Annotated in this window: 16 protein-coding genes; 4 read left to right on the top strand and 12 right to left on the bottom strand. The window is 57.3% G+C overall.

What is annotated here, in order from left to right; translation table 11 throughout:
* Window positions 1-29: 29 nt before the first annotated feature.
* From MLE19_RS09745 to MLE19_RS09735, 3 genes are read right to left on the bottom strand one after another with little or no spacing between them, the layout of a single operon-like run.
* Entirely contained in the window at window positions 30-800 is a 771-nt protein-coding gene (locus MLE19_RS09745; RefSeq protein WP_240717987.1) for a FadR/GntR family transcriptional regulator, read from the bottom strand.
* Window positions 801-831: 31 nt separating this feature from the next.
* Complete coding sequence (locus MLE19_RS09740) at window positions 832-1,776, bottom strand: DMT family transporter (protein ID WP_240717986.1); 945 nt, start codon at window positions 1,774-1,776, stop codon at window positions 832-834.
* Between the two features lie 17 nt (window positions 1,777-1,793).
* Window positions 1,794-3,596, bottom strand: a complete 1,803-nt coding sequence (locus MLE19_RS09735) for an IlvD/Edd family dehydratase (protein ID WP_240717985.1) — start codon at window positions 3,594-3,596, stop codon at window positions 1,794-1,796.
* Window positions 3,597-3,968: 372 nt separating this feature from the next.
* Between MLE19_RS09735 and MLE19_RS09730 the strand changes: the two genes are divergently transcribed.
* Window positions 3,969-5,045 carry a TRAP transporter substrate-binding protein gene (locus MLE19_RS09730; protein WP_240717984.1) on the top strand — a complete coding sequence of 359 codons (1,077 nt, stop codon included), beginning with the start codon at window positions 3,969-3,971 and terminating at the stop codon, window positions 5,043-5,045.
* A 46-nt stretch (window positions 5,046-5,091) separates the two neighbouring features.
* Here MLE19_RS09730 and nanR read toward each other — a convergent pair whose 3' ends face one another.
* From nanR to MLE19_RS09690, 8 genes are all read right to left on the bottom strand, one after another.
* Window positions 5,092-5,814, bottom strand: coding sequence for a transcriptional regulator NanR (gene nanR, locus MLE19_RS09725; protein WP_240717983.1), 723 nt, complete (start codon window positions 5,812-5,814; stop codon window positions 5,092-5,094).
* Between the two features lie 76 nt (window positions 5,815-5,890).
* Window positions 5,891-6,979, bottom strand: a complete 1,089-nt coding sequence (locus tag MLE19_RS09720) for an Ldh family oxidoreductase (RefSeq protein ID WP_240717982.1) — start codon at window positions 6,977-6,979, stop codon at window positions 5,891-5,893.
* Between the two features lie 100 nt (window positions 6,980-7,079).
* On the bottom strand, window positions 7,080-8,459 hold the full coding sequence (locus MLE19_RS09715; RefSeq protein WP_240717981.1) for a TRAP transporter large permease: 1,380 nt from the start codon (window positions 8,457-8,459) through the stop codon (window positions 7,080-7,082).
* 41 nt (window positions 8,460-8,500) lie between these two features.
* Window positions 8,501-9,043 carry a TRAP transporter small permease gene (locus tag MLE19_RS09710; RefSeq protein ID WP_240717980.1) on the bottom strand — a complete coding sequence of 181 codons (543 nt, stop codon included), beginning with the start codon at window positions 9,041-9,043 and terminating at the stop codon, window positions 8,501-8,503.
* Window positions 9,044-9,108: 65 nt separating this feature from the next.
* Window positions 9,109-10,110, bottom strand: coding sequence for a sialic acid TRAP transporter substrate-binding protein SiaP (locus MLE19_RS09705; protein WP_240717979.1), 1,002 nt, complete (start codon window positions 10,108-10,110; stop codon window positions 9,109-9,111).
* A gap of 170 nt (window positions 10,111-10,280) precedes the next feature.
* A complete protein-coding gene (locus tag MLE19_RS09700) occupies window positions 10,281-11,459 on the bottom strand; it encodes a four-carbon acid sugar kinase family protein (protein ID WP_240717978.1) in 1,179 nt (392 codons plus the stop codon).
* A complete protein-coding gene (pdxA, locus tag MLE19_RS09695; RefSeq protein ID WP_240717977.1) occupies window positions 11,456-12,457 on the bottom strand; it encodes a 4-hydroxythreonine-4-phosphate dehydrogenase PdxA in 1,002 nt (333 codons plus the stop codon). The genes MLE19_RS09700 and pdxA overlap by 4 nt, the downstream gene beginning before the upstream one ends.
* Window positions 12,454-13,218, bottom strand: a complete 765-nt coding sequence (locus tag MLE19_RS09690) for an SDR family NAD(P)-dependent oxidoreductase (RefSeq protein WP_240717976.1) — start codon at window positions 13,216-13,218, stop codon at window positions 12,454-12,456. The genes pdxA and MLE19_RS09690 overlap by 4 nt, the downstream gene beginning before the upstream one ends.
* A gap of 237 nt (window positions 13,219-13,455) precedes the next feature.
* On the opposite strand from MLE19_RS09690, the gene MLE19_RS09685 reads away from it, so the two are divergent.
* The 3 genes from MLE19_RS09685 to MLE19_RS09675 are packed head-to-tail and all read left to right on the top strand — an operon-like array spanning window position 13,456 to window position 17,391.
* Window positions 13,456-14,619 carry a fumarylacetoacetate hydrolase family protein gene (locus MLE19_RS09685; RefSeq protein ID WP_240717975.1) on the top strand — a complete coding sequence of 388 codons (1,164 nt, stop codon included), beginning with the start codon at window positions 13,456-13,458 and terminating at the stop codon, window positions 14,617-14,619.
* Window positions 14,620-14,665: 46 nt separating this feature from the next.
* Window positions 14,666-15,967 carry an L-fuconate dehydratase gene (locus MLE19_RS09680; protein ID WP_240717974.1) on the top strand — a complete coding sequence of 434 codons (1,302 nt, stop codon included), beginning with the start codon at window positions 14,666-14,668 and terminating at the stop codon, window positions 15,965-15,967.
* A complete protein-coding gene (locus MLE19_RS09675) occupies window positions 15,967-17,391 on the top strand; it encodes an FAD-binding oxidoreductase (RefSeq protein ID WP_240717973.1) in 1,425 nt (474 codons plus the stop codon). Before MLE19_RS09680 ends, MLE19_RS09675 begins: the two co-directional genes overlap by 1 nt.
* Before the next feature lie 28 nt (window positions 17,392-17,419).
* Here MLE19_RS09675 and hpaI read toward each other — a convergent pair whose 3' ends face one another.
* Window positions 17,420-18,190, bottom strand: coding sequence for a 4-hydroxy-2-oxoheptanedioate aldolase (gene hpaI / locus MLE19_RS09670; protein WP_240717972.1), 771 nt, complete (start codon window positions 18,188-18,190; stop codon window positions 17,420-17,422).
* Window positions 18,191-18,194 lie beyond the last annotated feature (4 nt).

Raw genomic sequence — 18,194 nt, 5'->3', positions numbered from 1 at the left:
GCCTTTGTTTTTAACCATTCAAAATGGGTTCAGGAAGTAGTGTGTGGCAGCTCAACGCTGCGCCCTAATGAACTGAAGCTGTGCTCAAGCCCCAACGCTGCGGCAGTGCCCGCCAACACGGCTTGGGAGGCTAGAAAGGCCTCCCGAGGGCGGCGCAATCGAATGCTCTCCATCAGTTGACGGTGACGCTCCAGGCTCTCTTCAGGATCTGGGGCGTTCTCGTTGGACATGGAAATCAGCATGTAGATGGAGGGTCGCAGGATATGTGATAGCTGCGCCCAGACAATATTGTGGGTCGCCTTGAAGATCGCCTCGTGAAAAGCGACATCACACTCACTGTGCAGCCGTCGCTCCTCTTCGCAGGTGGCATTGCGAAGATTCTGCCCTAAACCTTCAAAGGCTTCTTCGATGGCCACCAGATCCCGCGCTTTGGCCCGCTTTGCAGCGGTCATAGCCACATAGGGTTCAACGTCCAGGCGGAAGGCGAGAATTTCGCGCTGAATATCCGGGTTGGGGGCTGCATAGCGGGTTAGCCAGTCGGTCACCTGGGCGTCGAGAATGTGCCACTCCGAGTACTCGCGCACCTTGGAACCATGGCCGGAAATCCGCTCGATAATCCCGGCATCGACCAGTTGGCGCAGATCGCTACGCACCGCAGAGCGGTTAATCGCAAAACGTTCACATAGATCCATTTCACGGGGCACGAGATCACCGGGGTGATAGCGCCCGCCAAAAATCTCCTCGGCGAGATGTTCGGCGATACTGGGGCGAGCTGCTGGCTTACTGGGAGATGACGTCACTGCGATAAGGCCCTATTTCAATTCCTGCTAATCATAACGTACTTGACCGGTCTACTGTTACCGATGAGGCAGGGACGAGCCTAGCGCGCATCCTCAATTCAAGCCGCCGTTCGTAAAGGCCCTTAGCACTCAGCGTGCCCAGCACCAGAGCGCCGCCGACCATCGCCATTGGGGCGGGCTGTTCGGCCAAAATCCACCACGCCAAAAGCGTGCCGATCACTACTTCCAGCAGTATTAGCAGGCCCACTTCGGCGGAGGGCAGATAGAGCGGCCCGCGCTGCAGCAGCGTTACGCCACAGGGCACAATAATCAAACACAGCAGGATGACCACGCCGAGTTGGTGAGTGGCTGGCAGGCTCGTTTCACCCCCCGCCAGCCAAATTAGCCCGGCGATACTGCCAACAATAAGGCCGTTGAACACCAGCATAGGGCTCATATCGACACCCGGGCGGGTTCGGCACAGGGTAAAGTTAATCGCCAGAGTGGTTGCCGCCATTAAGGCGAAAGCGTTGCCTACCCAGGAACCTGCGCCGGCGTCATCGAGGGCGATCATCGCGATACCGACCATACATAGCCAAATCGCCAGCCAAGTGCGTCTGGGTAAGCGCTCTTTGAGAATGATCCAAGAGAGCACGGCGGCAATAATTGGCGAGCTGGCCAGTATCATTAAGACGTTGCCTGCCTTGGTGTACTGGTTGCCCAGCACAAAACCACAGGTAGTCAAACTGAACAGCAGCGCCACGGCGATACCCGTCCAGCCGCAGCGGCGATAGGCCGCCAAGGTGCCACGGCCGTAGCGCATCAGGGCAATCAATAGAAAACCTAAGCCCGAAAGAAAGCCACGCCACATCAATATCTCGGCATCGGGCAGATCTGCCACTTTAATCAGCAGGGCATCCGGGGCCATGATCAGCGCCCCGCCAGCGGTTAACAGCAAGCCCTGCTGGCGATGCGAAAAGGTACTCCAACGACTCATGTGTGGTATCAATTCCTTTAGTGATTGTCCCTGGGCGGATGCCGGCGGGCGACATCGCGATACTTAGTCGCTGGCTCCAATGTCATACCGCGATCCAAAGGTTCGACCATGCTCCGCTGGATCTCCTGCCAAGGCGTCTGATGGCCAGGGTAGCGGTAGCCGCCCTGCTGGGCTAAACGCTCGCGGCGCGCTTCCAGCTCACTCGCCTCAATCAGCAACTGCACTTCGCCGCGCTTAAGATCGACCCGCAGCCGGTCGCCGCTCTCCAGCAGCGCCAAACCGCCACCGGTAGCGGCTTCTGGGGAAGCATTGAGAATCGATGGCGAGCCGGAGGTGCCCGACTGTCGGCCATCGCCCAGACACGGCAGCGATTCGATGCCCTGTTTAATCAGCGCCTCTGGCGGCTGCATATTGACTACTTCTGCGCCACCAGGATGCCCTACCGGCCCCGCGCCCCGCATGACTAGAATGGTGCGTGAATCAATGTTCAGCGTAGGGTCATCGATACGGGCGTGGTAATCCTCGGAGCCATCAAACACCACTACCTTGCCTTCAAAGGCATCCGGATCGTTGGGATCATTGAGGAAGCGCTCACGGAAATCCCGCGAGATCACGCTGGTTTTCATCAGCGCCGAGTCGAATAGATTGCCCTTGAGGTTGAGGAAGCCCGCGTGGTCCACCAAGGGGTCGTTATAACGGCAAATCACATCGGGGTCTTGGGTTTCGCAGCCCTGTAGGTTATCGCCTATTGAGCGGCCATTCACTGTGAGCGCATCGACGTGCAACTTACCGGCGGTGTGTAGCTCATGGAGAATCGCGGGAACGCCGCCGGCGCGATAGAACTCTTCGCACAGGAAAGCGCCAGCAGGCATCACGTTGGCCAGTAGCGGGATCTCATGGCCCAGGCGCTGCCAGTCGTCGTTATCCAGCTCGATGCCCGAATGGCGGGCGATAGCATTGATATGCACAGGGGCATTGGATGAACCGCCCAATGCCGAGCAGGCCACGATGGCGTTCTCGAAAGCCTCCCGAGTCAAAATATCCAGCGGGCGCAGGTCTTCCCAGACCATATCGACGATCCGTGTACCGGTATCGTAGGCCACCATGGCGCGCTCTTTATAGGGCGCGGGGATCACCGCCGAGCCCGGCAGGCTCATGCCCAGCACTTCCGCCATGGAGTTCATGGTGGAGGCGGTGCCCATGGTATTGCAGTGGCCAATGGAAGGTGCCGAATCGCTAGCGCGTGAAAGAAACTCAGCGTAGTCGATATCCCCCGCCGCCAGGCGCTTGCGTAGCTCCCAGATAATCGTGCCCGAACCCACCCGCTCGGCGCCGCGCCAGCCGTTGAGCATCGGCCCGCCGGAGAGCACGATAGCGGGGATATTCACCGTTGCCGCCGCCATAAGGGCAGCAGGCGTGGTTTTATCGCAGCCAGTCGTTAACACCACACCATCTAACGGGTAGCCGTGCAGCACCTCGACGATGCCTAAGTAGGCAAGATTACGATCCAGCGCGGCGGTGGGGCGCCGTACGTTCTCGTGAATAGGGTGCATGGGGAATTCAAACGGCACCCCGCCCGCCGCGCGAATACCGTCTTTCACCCGTTTAACCAAGTCGATGTGGTGGCGGTTACACGGGGTTAAATCAGAGCCTGACTGGCAGATACCGATAATCGGCTTACCGCTGGTCAGTTCATCCAGCGTGATGCCGTAATTAAGATAACGCTCGATGCACAGTGCTGTCGTGCCGGGATGATCCGGATTATCGAACCAGTAACGTGAACGCAACTGATCAGGCGTTATTCGTTGATAATTGGCCATAGTGTCACTCCACGCCTAAAGTAAATATTGAGTGTCAGCAGGCGTGCATAAGCTACTAAAAAGCCCCCACTAACATTGTTGAATTAGTCACCTACCGAACGCGCGTAGGAAGTCGCCATGACGTTACGCTTTCTTGCCTGCGACGTCGATACATACAAAAGTATATGTTGAACATATAGGCAAAACGATAGACATTCACGTAAGGGTTTCAGTGAAAGGTCTTAACAACCGTTTCAACAACGGCCTTAATAACAGCTTCAAAAATCCGGGTTCCACAACTGGGTTCAACAACTACAACAGTAAACACGCTGTAGCTCGCTTAGCAGATACCCTTAGTGAAGCGACCTGCAGCACGCCAGGAGAATGACGACTATGCATCATCTTTGGAAACGCACTCTATTAGTAACCGGCGCCACGCTGCTCAGCTCAGGCATGGTTTACGCACAAACACCCGACCTTTCCGACCCACCTGAGATTGAGGGCGACACTGTGGGTGACCACGGCAGTGTGACCCTGCGCATGGGGCTTGGCTTAGCGGAAAGCTCACCCCAGTACATCTCCAGCCAGTACTTCGCGGACATTCTTGACCAGCGCAGCGAAGGGCGCATCAGCGTTAATATCTTCCCCAACAGCCAGCTCGGCGATGATGTGCAGATGATGGAAATGCTGCAGACCGGCACGCTGGACATGACCTATCCCTCCTCTTCCCCCGCTACCGGTTACGTTGAGGAGCTGGCCGTTTTCGATCTTCCCTTCTTGCTACCGACCCGGGAAGCCGCTATCAAGGCCATGCGCAGCGAGGCTGCCCAGGAAATGCTCGATGCTTTCGACGGCACCGGTCTAAAAGCCCTGGCGTTCTCTGAAAATGGTTTCCGGCAGCTCTCCAACAGCGCTCGTGAAGTCGCTTCGCCAGAAGATGTGGCAGGTTTAGACGTTCGTGGTTTGTCGATTCGTACCATGGAAAACCCGGTTCACCTGGCTATTTGGGAAGCGTTGGGCGCCAACCCAACCCCAATGGCCTTTGGTGAACTCTTCTCCGCCATGGAACAGGGCGTCGTGGATGGTCAGGAGAACCCCTGGAGCACCATTCTGACCTCCAATTTCCATGAGGTTCAAGACTACGGCTCTGAAACCCGCCACGTCTACACGCCCTTCATTAAAATGATCTCTCAGCGTACTTGGGACGAACTCGACCCTGAGTATCAGGAGCTAGTCCAGGAAGCCGCGCTGCAAGCTGCCGATTATGAAATCCAGCTTTCCAGCGAGTACGACGACTGGGCGCGTGATCAACTTGAAGAGCGCGGTATGCAAATCACCCGTCTTGATGACGAGCAGATTGCCGCTTTCCAGGAAGCCGTACAGCCGGTTTACGAAGAGTGGGCACCGCGCATTGGCGAAGATCTCGTGGCTGAATTCCAAGAGATTGCTGAATCGACAATGACTGAGTGATGTCACCCCTGCCGTCGACCGAACACGGCGGCAGGTTTAGCATGTTCTAAGAAGCGTCCGAGAGGCGCTTTTTTAGTTGCATATAAGTGCCGTAGTGACGGTCGAGGTGGCGCCGCATGGCCGCTTCGGCCGCATCTGGATCACGGGACTCTATCGCTGCGATGATTTCGGTATGTGCAGCGGTAGCCGCTTTGTCTTCATCCTTCTGCTGCAATACCAGCGCACGGCGATCATCCAACCACTCAGAGAGCGCTACATGGATGGCATCGAAAATGGGGTTACGGCCAATGCTCGCCAACACGCCATGGAAGTCGTTATCAGAGCGTTTAAAGCGTGCTTCATCCCCAATCGCGTCGCGATTATCCGCTAACGCTTCGCGTAGCCGCGCTAGATCCTCATCGCTGGCGTTACGCGCCGCGTAGCGAGCCAATGAGATTTCGAACATGGCCCGCGCTTCCTGGAAATACTGCTGCCCATCAGGCTTAGAGAGTAGCTGCCGGGTCACCCCGGAAAGCCTAGCCATCACCGCCTCGGCGGTAGGGCGAATCACTCTGGCGCGCGTGCCGCTATTAATGGCGATTAGCCCAAGCTGCTGAAGGTGGAACAACGCTTCACGCACCGCAGGTCTGCCGACACCAAACTGCTCCATCAGCTCCCTCTCTGAAGGCAGTTGATCGTTTTCACTCAACCGCCCCTCAAGAATTTCCGCCTCAAGCTGTTCAGCGACCTGTTCAGACAGCGTTTTACGCTCGATCCGGTATCTGCTCATAGGCAGTCACCCCTGGTTAACCTGGAATTTTCCGCCATTTTACTGCATTTCTGATCATTATCCTTCAAACCGCCTTTCAACCGAGCTGAGAGAGCGGCGTTATACGATACTCCTCCGCAATCTCGGCATAGGCTAATTGATTGGCAGAATCGAGCGGAATGCCTTCGGCGTCGCGCTGGGCTTGGCAGCGCCATTCACGATCACCAGGCGCCATTACCTGAGAACCTTGAGTCGCTGGCTGGGCTCTTAAATCGGTTAGATAGTTCGCTAGCCCGCGAGCAAAAGTGCCCTCTTCCACAAACGCATCGGGTTTCATGGCTAAAAAGAAGTGCCCAACCCCGCGAGGCGTAGACATATCAGGCCCGCCCATTGGGAGCAGGTTAAAACCGTGCTGCATACCCGAAAGCACTGAACTGAGTATCTCGACCATGCCACCCAGTCCTGCCCCCTTAAACCCGAAGGCACTGCCCCCCAACGGTAACAGTGCTGCCACCTCACTGGGCACTCGGCTTACTTGACCGGCGGCATTTGCTGCTACTTGATCAGGCAGCTCGCGGCCAATAGCACCGAACTGCTGCACGCGATTCCAGGGAACGGAGCTGGTCGCCATATCCAACAGGTAGGAGTTGTCACCCGCTACCGGTGCCGCAAAGGCGATGGGGTTCGTGCCATGAAAAGGCTTAGCGCCATCGTGCAGCAATACGAACGGATCAGAATTGCAGAACGCCAACCCCAAATAACCGCGTTCCGCCGCGGTCAATGCATAGCACCCTGCGGCCCCAAAGTGTGATGAATTACCCACCGCAACAGCGCCGATGCCAGCCACTTCTGCCATGGCAGTGGCGTGCTCCATAGCGGTGTAGCCAGCCAAGTGGCCCAGCCCATCGTCCGCATCTAAAAAGCCCGTGGCCGCTAAGCGCTGATGAAACATCATGTTGGGGGCGCCGTTAATACGTCCGCCTTTAAGTGCCTGCAAATAGTGGGGCAGCAGCCGCAAACCGTGGCTGTCAGTGCCCATCCGCGAAGCGGTGACCAGCGCGCGGGTGACGGCATCCGCCGACGCCTGATCAGCTCCCGCAGCCGCCAACGCTGCTTGCATAAAACGACTAAGGTCTTCCCGCGCGACGCGAAACTCTGTCGACGTACCTGGCGACGTATCAGTCATGGGTCACATACTCCTGGTCTTGATATTAATCCGTTACCGGCAGTCCTTAACGAGACAGTTCTTCGAGACAGTTCTTCGAGACAGTTCTTCGAGACAGTTCTTAACGATAAATCAGTGTGGGTAGCCACATGGAGATCGCCGGAATAAAGGTCACCAATAGCAGGCAGATGACCAAGGGAATCAGGAACGGCATGGTGCCACGCATGCAGCGCTCGAAGCTGACGTTCGATACCCTGGAAAGCACATAGAGCACCATGCCAACCGGCGGGGTGAGCAAGCCAATCATCAGGTTGAGCACCATGATCACCCCGAAATGAACCGGGTCGACGCCTACGGCAACCGCCATGGGTAGCAGCACCGGGACTAAAATAGTGATCGCGGCGATGGTTTCCATAAAGCAGCCAACGATAATCAGCACGATATTGGCCATCATTAGTACGGCAAGCTTGCTGTCGGCAAAGGGGCCCATTAAGGCAATCACGTTCTGGGTGACCTGATTGCTGGTGAGTATCCAGGCAAAGATCGACGCGGAGGAAACAATGAACAGAATGACGGCTGTCGTCTCAATAGTTTCCATACTGACTTTCAGCAGCTTGCGCCAGGTCAGCGTGCGGTAAACCACCACGCCAAGCAGCAGTGCATAGAACACCGCCGCTACTGCAGCTTCAGTTGGCGTAAAGGCACCGGTGATAATGCCGCCCACGATAATGACCGGGGTCATGAGTGATAAGAAGGCCCGCTTGAAGGTATGACCTAGCACGCGCATTGAGAACACCGCATCGCGGGTATAACCACGTCGACGGGAGATAATAAAGATCATCAGCATCAGCATGGCGCCCATCAGCAGGCCTGGAACCAGGCCCGCCGCAAATAGCTGGCCTACTGAGGCGGATGCCATCACGCCGTAAATCACCATGGGGAGGCTGGGCGGAATAATCGGCCCAATAGTGGATGAAGCGGCGGTAATACCTACCGCAAACTCCTCATCGTAGCCTGCGTCTTTCATCGCTTTGACTTCGATCATGCCAAGTCCACCAGCGTCTGCAACGGCAGCCCCCGACATGCCGGAAAACACAATACTGGCACCCACATTCACATGCCCAAGCCCACCACGCATCCAACCCATTAGGGCCTTGGCGAAATTGAAAATGCGCTCGGTGATGCCGCCGTTGTTCATCAAACTACCGGCAAAGATAAAAAACGGAATCGCCAACAGCGGGAAGCTGTCGATGCCGTTAATCATGCGGTGGGCCACCACGATATTGGGGACTTGCCCGGTGATCAGCACAAACATCAAACAGGCGCCCGCCAGGCTGATGGCGATAGGCACGCCAAGCACCAACATGGTAAACAGAGCAAAAAATAGAAAGGCTAAATGGTAGCCCATCAGTGGCAAGATCACGCAGCCCAACACCGCAAGAGCCGCCAGCAGCGGCGAGACGAGTGGCTTTTGCCAGCGCATCACAGTTAGTCGAGACATAGCAGGCCTCTCAATAAAAATGGCGGGGTGAATACCACCCTTTAAACATCATCGTTTCGGTGTTGATACTTGAGGTAGAGCCTTTGAACGGTACGCATCGCCATTAATACAAACGCCGCGCATACCGTGAAATAGATGATGCTTTTGGGCAGATCAATGGACACCATCAAACTATTGGTGCGCGACGCTAGTTGATAGGTCACCCACGCCATCGCTATATAGAAGGTAAGGCTTACGAGGTTAACGAGCCGTTCAAGCAGTAGGGCCTGCCACGCAGGCATGTAATGGTAGAAGAACTCCACCATAATATGGCTGCCATTGCGGGCTGCCATCACACTGCCCATAAAACCCACGCCTATCAGCAGGTAGCGGGCTATTTCCTCAGTCCATCCAATAGAGTCACCCATTACGTAGCGGCTAAAAAATTGGGCAAACACCACTAAAATCAGCGCCCAAAAGAGTATTAGGGTCGCCAAATCTTCAATCCGGTAATCACTTAGCCTGAACGGGGTATCGTCAAAGGCTGATTCAAAATCGACCATGGGGTCGCCGATCGGCGCGGCGTCTTCTCGCGTATCATTCATGGCACCAAGCTCCAGGCACTCCGCTCAGTGATAAGCGGAGTGCTGCTAACCAAGGAAGGGTTGGATTACTGGCCGATAGCCTGAAGACGCTCGTAGGTTTCCTCATCCCACGTGGCAGCGTCGCCATTGTGAGCAGGCACTACGGCTTCACGAAAGATGTCGCGATCCACTTCATTAACCGTGTTGCCCTGCTCCTCGAACCACGCCACCAACTCTTCCTCGGATTTGAGGATATCCTGGGTGTTGTTCTCGGCGGCTTCCTGGAAAACTTCGCGGAATATCTCGCGATCCTCTTCAGAGAGCTGGTTCCAGCGCGGGCCACCCACGATGGTAATCAATGAATCGGTAATGTGCCCGGTCAGGTTGATGTAATCCTGTACTTCATGAAATGCCTTGGCACGGATAGTCGGTAGCGGGTTTTCCTGGGCATCCACTACGCCTTGTTGCAAGGCGAGGTAGACCTCATCAAAGGCGATGGGCGTAGGATTGGCTCCGACTGCTTCGGGCATCATCATGTACATCGGCGCGTTGGGCACCCGGATTTTGAGACCTTCCATATCGGCAGGCTCGTTGATTGCCTCATTGGAAGTAACATGCCGCTCACCGTAATAGTTGAGCGCCATCGGAACGTTGCCGGTCTGATCCTGGTAGCCCTGGGCAATTTCTTGGAACAGATCGCTGTCGGCAAAGGCCTGCCAGTGATCAAAATCGCGGAACATGTAGGCAGCGCCCGCAATACCAATGGGCCCATACGCGCGGCCAGCAAACTGTGTGCCGGTATAAATAACGTCCACCGTGCCTAGCTCAAGCCCTTCGTTAATGTCCTCCTCTTTACCTAACGAAGAGGCGGGGTGCACCTGCATGGTGTAGCGCCCATCGGTACGCTCTTCAATTTCATCGGCAGCCCAGAGCGCCCATTTGTGAAATGGCTCAGAGGTTTCATAAACGTGGGCGAAGCGCAGATTTTCGGCGGCTTGAGCCGCAGCGGTAAAACCGATGCCTGCAGCGATTAGAGTGGCGGTCAGCAAGCGGGCCATTTTGATATGGCGTTGGCTTTTGTGGCTCATCGTGTACTCCTCACAACCATTGGATTTGTTGTTGGTTATAGTGCGAGTGGCGGCAGTCAACGTAACCGATCATAGTGCTATATACGTGTCATACCACCTATTTCAAACCTAGTTGGTCGTCCACCATTGCGCAACCCTCCCGATAAGGATTTTAATCATGTTGATGACTATTAAGACGGCGGAATGAGCTGTTCATGTAAACGCACTAGCAGCTGTGGATCGCCAAAGCCGCCCGCTTTCGTCATCACCCGCCGCCGCGTGTCGCCATCCATACATCCCAGCGCGACCCCTGGCGACCACTCAGCCTCTACGTTGATGTAGCTCACACCCTGCTGCGAGAGCACGGCCATGGCAATATCGCCTCCGGTTAAAAACAGCAAACTCGATTCTTCACCTCGCCAAGCAGAGGTCATCTCAGCCACTTGGGCAGCCATCCCCTCGGCTACCTGGCTTGCCGTGCGCTCTTCATCTTTTCCATCTTCTCCAGGCACCACGGCACAGACACCCATTGCAGAGTGGAGATACGTGTCACCACTGGCCTCAATAACAGCCAAATCGGGTAAACGTTGGCGCAGTTGATGGAACTGTTCGGCAGCGCGCGGGCTTCTAGATCCCACGGCATAAAGCACATTTTCGACTTGATCTAGCGAGCGAAAAGGTGCATTAGTCGATCTGTAGCTGTGTTTGGCAATCGCCGTTGCCAACCCCGCGGCACCCGCCATGGCCCAGCGACCGTCAGCACTCAGCACGCATTGATAGAGCGCCGAAAGCGCCTCGTTGCTTTCGGCATCGGCGATGCAGTCTCCGCTAGGGAGCGGAACGTCATACCCAGGGTGATAGCGCTGTAGCGGCAAACCGGTGGCGGCAAATGCCAGATCAATCGGGCCGACCAGCGGCGTCGAAAGAGCATCCTGTTGATAGGCGGTATTGGCCAATGGAGTGCCATCCACCCACACTTCGGCATGACGCACTGTTCGCCCCTGGGCTGGTACGGCGGGTGCCAGTAACAGGGGTAAACCAAGCGCTTCTCGCAGCGCTTTACACTCGGCCACTACTTGGCCACGCAGGGTGGAATCGACTTTCTTGAACCACTGCTGCGGCGCTACTCGCGTGAGCAAACGCACTGCTTCGCTCACCCTAAGCGCCGCCTCCTCGGATGGAAGATGGCGCGACTCGATATTCACCGCGATAACCGCTGGCCACTGGCCTTGCCAGGCCTCCAGCGTTGTTGCTAATGCCTCCAGGCTGATCACCACGCGGGCATCTGCCCCCCGCGCGGCAAACGGGGCGGCCGTGTCCAGCGCGCCCGAGAGATCGTCGGCAATAATCGCCAATCGACAGCTACTCATGCCTTGGCGCCACTGGCTAACCGCCGTGCGTAGGCGATCGCCGACCCCATATTGGTGGCATCGGCTTTGCCCTGCCAGGCAATATCAAAGGCGGTGCCATGGTCCACCGAGGTGCGCTGAAGCGGCAAGCCGAGACTGACATTCACCGTGGTATCAAAGGCGATCAGCTTGACGGGGATATGGCCCTGGTCGTGATACTGGGCAATCACCAAATCGAATTCGCCTTTTGAGGCGCGATAAAACACCGTATCCGCCGAGATAGGCCCGCTCACATCGAAACCGCGCTCGCGTAAGCGCTCCACTGCCGGAGCGATACAGCGGCTATCTTCGTCGCCAAAAATACCGCCTTCACCGCAATGCGGGTTAAGTCCTGCCACGGCAATGCGCGGTGCCTGCATGCCCAGCGCGACCAAATGCGCATGCCCCGCCTCAACGGTGGCGATAATGCGCTCGGGGGTGACTCGGTCGATCGCCTCGCGCAGCGAAACGTGAGTAGACACATGCAGCGTCGATAGCGTTTCCGATGCCAGCAGCATGAACGACGAGGGCGCGCCGGTCAGCGACGCCAGCATACCGGTATGTCCATCGTAATGGTGCCCGGCTTCATGCAGCGCTGCTTTGTTCAGCGGCGCGGTGACAATCACCTGCGCCCGCCTCGCCTGCACCAGTTCTACGGCCTTTTGAACGCAGCGAAACGCCATATCGCCCGCCCCGGCGCTAATTTGACCATCGAGAATCTCAACGCCTTCCGGCAGCTCGACCACACCGACCGCCACATGATCCTTACCGCTCTCTGCCTGCTCCAGTGGGACGAATTCAAGCGCGGCGCCCACACTTGCCGCCGCCCGGCGATAAATCGCCGGGTCACCGATGATCATCGCCGTGGCGCGCTCAGCGGCGGACATGGCACTCAAGGCGCGGCAAATGATCTCCGGGCCAATACCGGCAGGGTCACCCATAGTGATGGCGATTTCATAACAGCGTGGGGAGCTATTCATGGCATTAACTGCCCGCCGTTGACCTCAATAATTTGACCCGTGACATAGCCGCTCAAGGCATCGGTTCCGAGAAAAACGTATGCCCCGACGCACTCTTCCGACGTACCTAACCGGCCCATGGGTATCGATGCCCGCGCTGCGTTGAGATGCGCCTCGCTTGAGTGACGATCATGAAAATCGGTGGCAATCGTGCCAGGGGCAACGGCGTTAACGCGGATATTATCTCCCGCCAGCTCCTTGGCCATATTGCGAGTGATCGTACTCACAAAGCCTTTCGCCGAGGCGTATAAACCGGCGCCACCCCCGCCGCCATTACGCGCGGCAATCGAGGTAGTGTGAATAATATTACCGCCGCCTGCGCGGCGAAAATGCGGCAGCGCTGCGCGGCTGGCCATGACAACCGAGCGAACATTGAGATCCATGACCCGGTCATACTGGTCATCGTCCATCTCATCTAAGCCAACACGGCCCATCATGTCCCCAGCGTTATTGATCAACAGGTCTAAACCGCCCAGACGCTCGGCGGCATCGTCGACAAGTTTTTGGGTCTCGCGGGTGTGGCTGACGTCTGCTTTAAGGGTAAAAGCGTCGCCACCCGCATCGCAAATCGCCTTGGCTACAGCCTCCGCGGGCGCTTCACTGCTGTGATAATGCACCGCTACGTGGGCGCCCAACGCCCCCAGCTGTTTCGCCACTGCCGCGCCAATGCCACGGCTGGCACCAGTGATCAGCACACGTTTACCTTTCCACTCGTCTAACATGAAATTCTCCTTACTACTTTTTGTTTTATGGTGAGAGCTGTGCTTAGCAACACCGTCTTTATCCAGATAGATTTAACTATCGACCCGAAATGGAACGGTGCGCTAGAGTAAGCCATGAACTGGCATACCTGTCATACAACACGACATCTATAACATGATAGGCGATGGCGCGTTTAGCGCCAGTCGCCTACCGCTGCTAACGATTAAAACTAATTCTAAGAACGAATGGAGAAGCACATGAAGCCACTTTCATCGACGGATGCACTTCCCACCGACCTGGATAACGCACTGCTGGTAGGCCGCGTTTGGCTGGATGGCCCAAACCCTGGCCCTGCGCTAGTGGCCGTCAACGACGGTCAGGTGTTCGACATTACCGCGTTCGGGCCCACCATGGCTGACCTGCTGGAGCGCGACGACCTACAAGCGGTAGTGCAGCAGGCGGAAGGGCCCCCTCTGTGCACTGTCGAGGCACTGCTGGAAAATTCCCAGTTATCCCAACCCCAGGCGCCTTACCTGCTTGCGCCTTGTGATGTTCAGGCTGTTAAGGCGTGCGGCGTCACCTTCGCCGTGAGTTTGTTAGAGCGCGTGATCGAAGAGCAAGCGGGCGGCGATCCGGCGCGGGCGGTGGAGCTTCGCGACGATTTGCAGGCACTGATAGGCAAAGATCTTTCTAAAATCAAGCCAGGCTCTGACGAGGCGATGTCGCTTAAAAAAGCGCTTCAGGCGCGCGGTGGCTGGTCACAATATATGGAAGTGGGTATCGGCCCCGATGCGGAGGTGTTTACCAAAGCCCAGCCGCTCTCATCGGTAGGCTTTGGCACGCCGGTGGGTTTGCATCCCTCCTCTCAGTGGAATAACCCCGAGCCGGAAATCGTCCTGGCGGTCGATAGCCGCGGCCAGGTGCGCGGCGCCACCTTAGGCAACGACGTCAATCTGCGCGACGTCGAGGGGCGCAGCGCCCTGTTGTTAGGCAAGGCGAAAGATAACAACGCCTCCTGCTCCATTGGTCCGTTCATCCGCCTGTTTGATGACCACTTTACTATCGACAGCGTGCGCAACTGCCAGGTATCGCTACGTATCGAGGGTGAAGACGACGACTTCTTGCTCCAGGGCGAGAGCGACATGCGCGAGATTAGCCGCGATCCGCTGGATCTAGTGCAGCAAACCATTGGCGCCCATCACCAATATCCGGACGGTTTTATGCTATTCCTGGGCACCATGTTCTCGCCGATTCAGGACCGCGACGGAGAAGGCCAGGGCTTTACCCATCATATGGGTGATCGCGTCACCATCGCCACTCCAGCCCTGGGCGCACTGGTCAACCGGGTAGGCAGAAGTGATCAGCTGCCGCCCTGGACCTACGGCATTCGCGAACTGATGCGCCACTTAGCACGCCGCTGATACTGACAATCACTACGCCACTCATCGCACCGCCAAGGAGAGCACAATGACAACGATTACTCGCGTCGATATTCAGGATATCCGCTTCCCGACCTCGCGTTCGCTGGATGGCTCGGATGCCATGAATGCCGCGCCGGACTACTCCGCCGCCTACGTCATCCTGCACACCGATGACGGCAGCCCAGAGGGGCACGGTCTGACCTTCACGATTGGTCGCGGTAACGAGATTGTCGTTACGGCGCTGCAATCGCTGGCACCTCTGGTTGAAGGGCGCACGCTGGCCTCGATTACTGATAACATGGGCACCTTCTGGCGGGAAATCACTGGTGACAGCCAGCTACGCTGGATTGGCCCCGATAAAGGCGCGATTCACCTGGCTACCGCCGCCATCGTCAACGCCGTGTGGGATATGTGGGCAAAAAAAGAAGGCAAGCCGGTGTGGAAACTGCTGGTGGATATGACGCCCGAACAGTTGGTGCGCTGTCTCGACTTCCGTTTTGTGACGGATGCATTAACGCCAGAAGAAGCGATCTGCCTGCTACGCCGCCAAACCCCCGGCAAAGCGGCACGAGAAGCCGAAATGCGCAGTGATGGCTACCCCGGCTACACCACCTCCGCAGGCTGGCTGGGTTACAGCGACGAGAAAGTGCGCGGCCTGGCGCGTGAAGCGCTGGCCGAAGGTTGGACGCACTTCAAACAGAAAATTGGCGGCGACATCGAAGAGGACGCCCGCCGTGCAGCGCTGCTGCGCGATGAGATCGGCTGGGACAACGTGCTGATGATGGACGCCAACCAGGTGTGGGAAGTCGACGAGACGATCACCAAAATGCGCCGCCTGGCCGAGTTTGACCCGCTATGGATCGAGGAACCCACCAGCCCTGACGACATTCTCGGCCACGCCGAGATCCGCCACCGTGTGGCACCCATCGGCGTCGCCACCGGCGAGCACTGCCACAACAAGGTGATGTTCAAGCAGTTCTTCCAGGCGGATGCCATCGACTACTGTCAGTTGGATGCCGCACGCTTGGGCGGGCTAAATGAGGTTATTCTCGTAGTGCTGATGGCCGCTAAATTCGGCGTACCGATTTGCCCCCATGGCGGCGGCGTTGGGTTATGCGAATACACCCAACATATCTCACTGTTCGACTACATCGCGGTATCCGGCAGCCTTGAAGGCCGCGTACTGGAGTACGTAGATCACCTGCACGAGCACTTTATCGACCCGGTAGTCATCAACCGTGGCCGCTATCAGGTGCCCGAAGCGCCGGGGTACAGCATTGCCATGCACGCAGAATCCCAAGCACAGCACCGCTTCCCTGAGGGTGCAGCCTGGCAGGAAGAGCGTTAATGAGCGACACCACCACCTTTCTAAATGAGTTAACCAGCCTGCTCGGCGAGCGGGGTTTACTGCGCGAACCGGACGCCATGGCGCGCTATGTGAGCGACTGGGCAGGCGATACGCTGGGCATGCCGCTTGCTGTGGCTCGCCCGGCCAATACCGCTGAGGTCGCCGAGATAGCAAAGCGCTGCTATGAGCATGGGATAGCGATGACGCCACAGGGCGGTCATAGCGGCTTGGTGGCAGGCGCCTTGCCCGCCGCCAATGGCCAGGAACTGGTGATCAGCTTAGAGCGCTTGAATAGCGTGCGCACCATTGATCCGGTCAATTTCACTATCACAGTAGACGCAGGCTGTATTCTTGAGAACGTTAAGCTGGCCGCCTTTGATCATGATTGCGACTTTCCCCTCTCGCTAGGGGCTCAAGGCAGTTGTCAGATTGGCGGCAATATCGCCACCAACGCAGGCGGGCTTAACGTATTGCGCTACGGCATGATGCGCGAGCTAGTGCTGGGCCTTGAAGTAGTACTGCCTGATGGACGCGTTTGGGAAAGCCTGAATGCGCTGCACAAGGACAATCGCGGCTACGACCTTCAGCAGCTGTTTCTGGGTAGCGAAGGTACCTTGGGCATCGTCACCGGGGCGGTGTTAAAACTATCACCGCGACCCACCCAGAACCGTACGGCGCTGCTGGGCCTTCCTTCTGTTCAGGCGGTGATTGACCTTTACGGTTTGGCGCGCCGAGAGTGCTGCGATCTGCTGACGGCGTTTGAGCTGATTCCCCGCCGCTGCATCGAGCTGGCGATTGAAGCGACGCCAGAGCTACGTGATCCGCTTGAAGATGCCTACCCCTGGTACGTGCTGATGGAGGTTGCTGCCACAGGGCCAATCGATCTGAGTGCCTTGCTGGAAGCGCTGCTGGAAACCGGCATGGAGCGCGAGCTGGTGCTGGATGGCGCGCTGGCATCCAGCGATACCCAGTCCGCCCAGCTGTGGCAGTTCCGCGAAAGTATGCTGGAAGGTCAAAGGCGGCGCGGCGAGCATCTGCGCACCGATATTTCGGTACCTATTTCGGCGATACCCGACTTCGTGAGCCGGGCAAGCGAGGTGGTGATGGCAGCGTCCCCCGAGTGCGACATTATTGCCTACGGCCATGTGGGCGACGGCAACCTGCACTTCAATATTCTACCGCCCACGGCAATGGCCGATAGCGATAAGAAAGCCCACCTGCACAACCTGGAGGTGCGGCTTTTTGAAGTGCTTGATGATTTTCATGGCAGTATCAGCGCCGAACACGGCATTGGCCGCACCAAGCAAGCGCCTTATTTGGCGCGGCTATCGCCGATTGAGCGGGAGATGGTCAGCGGCGTTAAAGCGCTATTCGACCCCAAAGGATTGATGAACCCAGGGAGGATTTTGCCTGCTGGGGAGTAATCCCCAGCATGGTTCATCACTATTTGGTTCATTCGTGCTTGAATCGCCCCGCTAGACCGCGCAGCGCATTGGCGTAAAGCAGCGTATCAATCCCGACACCAACGAAGGTACAGCCCGCGGCGAGATAGCCGCGGGCTGCCTGCTCGTCCACCGTGACAATACCCGCTGCCTTGCCCGCAGCGCGTATCTTGTTAATGGCGTTACTAACCGCTTCTGTCACTTCAGGGTGGTTGGCATTGCCGAGATGCCCCATAGACGCCGACAAATCCGCCGGGCCAATAAACACCCCATCGACACCCTCTACTGCAGCGATAGCCTCCAGGTTAGCAAGCGCCTGGGGGCTCTCCACCTGCAGCATTAGACAGATTTCGTCATCGGCGCGTGAGAGGTAATCTTCTGCCTGCCCCCAGCGCGAGGCGCGTGCCAGCACATGGCCAACGCCGCGAATACCGTGGGGTGGGTAGCGCGTGGCCGCGACCAACTCAGCCGCTTGTTCAGCGGATTCGACCATGGGGATGAGCAGATTCTGCACGCCAATATCAAGGTAGCGCTTGATCAGCACCGCATCACCGGTGGGTGGGCGTACCACCGGGTGGCTTTGATAGGGGGCCAGCGCCTGCAACTGAGCAAGCAGGCTGGTCAGATCATTAGGGGAATGTTCCACATCGATCAGTAGCCAGTCGAAGCCCGCTGTGGCAGCAATCTCAGCGGTGTAAGCACTGGTCAAGCCGAGCCAAATTCCCGTTTGGGGTTGGCCCGCCAGTAGCTGTTGCTTAAACGCGTTGTGCGGCATTTTCATACAG

The organism is Vreelandella neptunia (assembly GCF_022489065.1).
In the GTDB taxonomy this organism is placed as follows: domain Bacteria; phylum Pseudomonadota; class Gammaproteobacteria; order Pseudomonadales; family Halomonadaceae; genus Vreelandella; species Vreelandella neptunia_A.
Note: the sequence above shows the minus strand (reverse complement) of the source record. Positions and strands in the feature narration are given on the sequence as shown.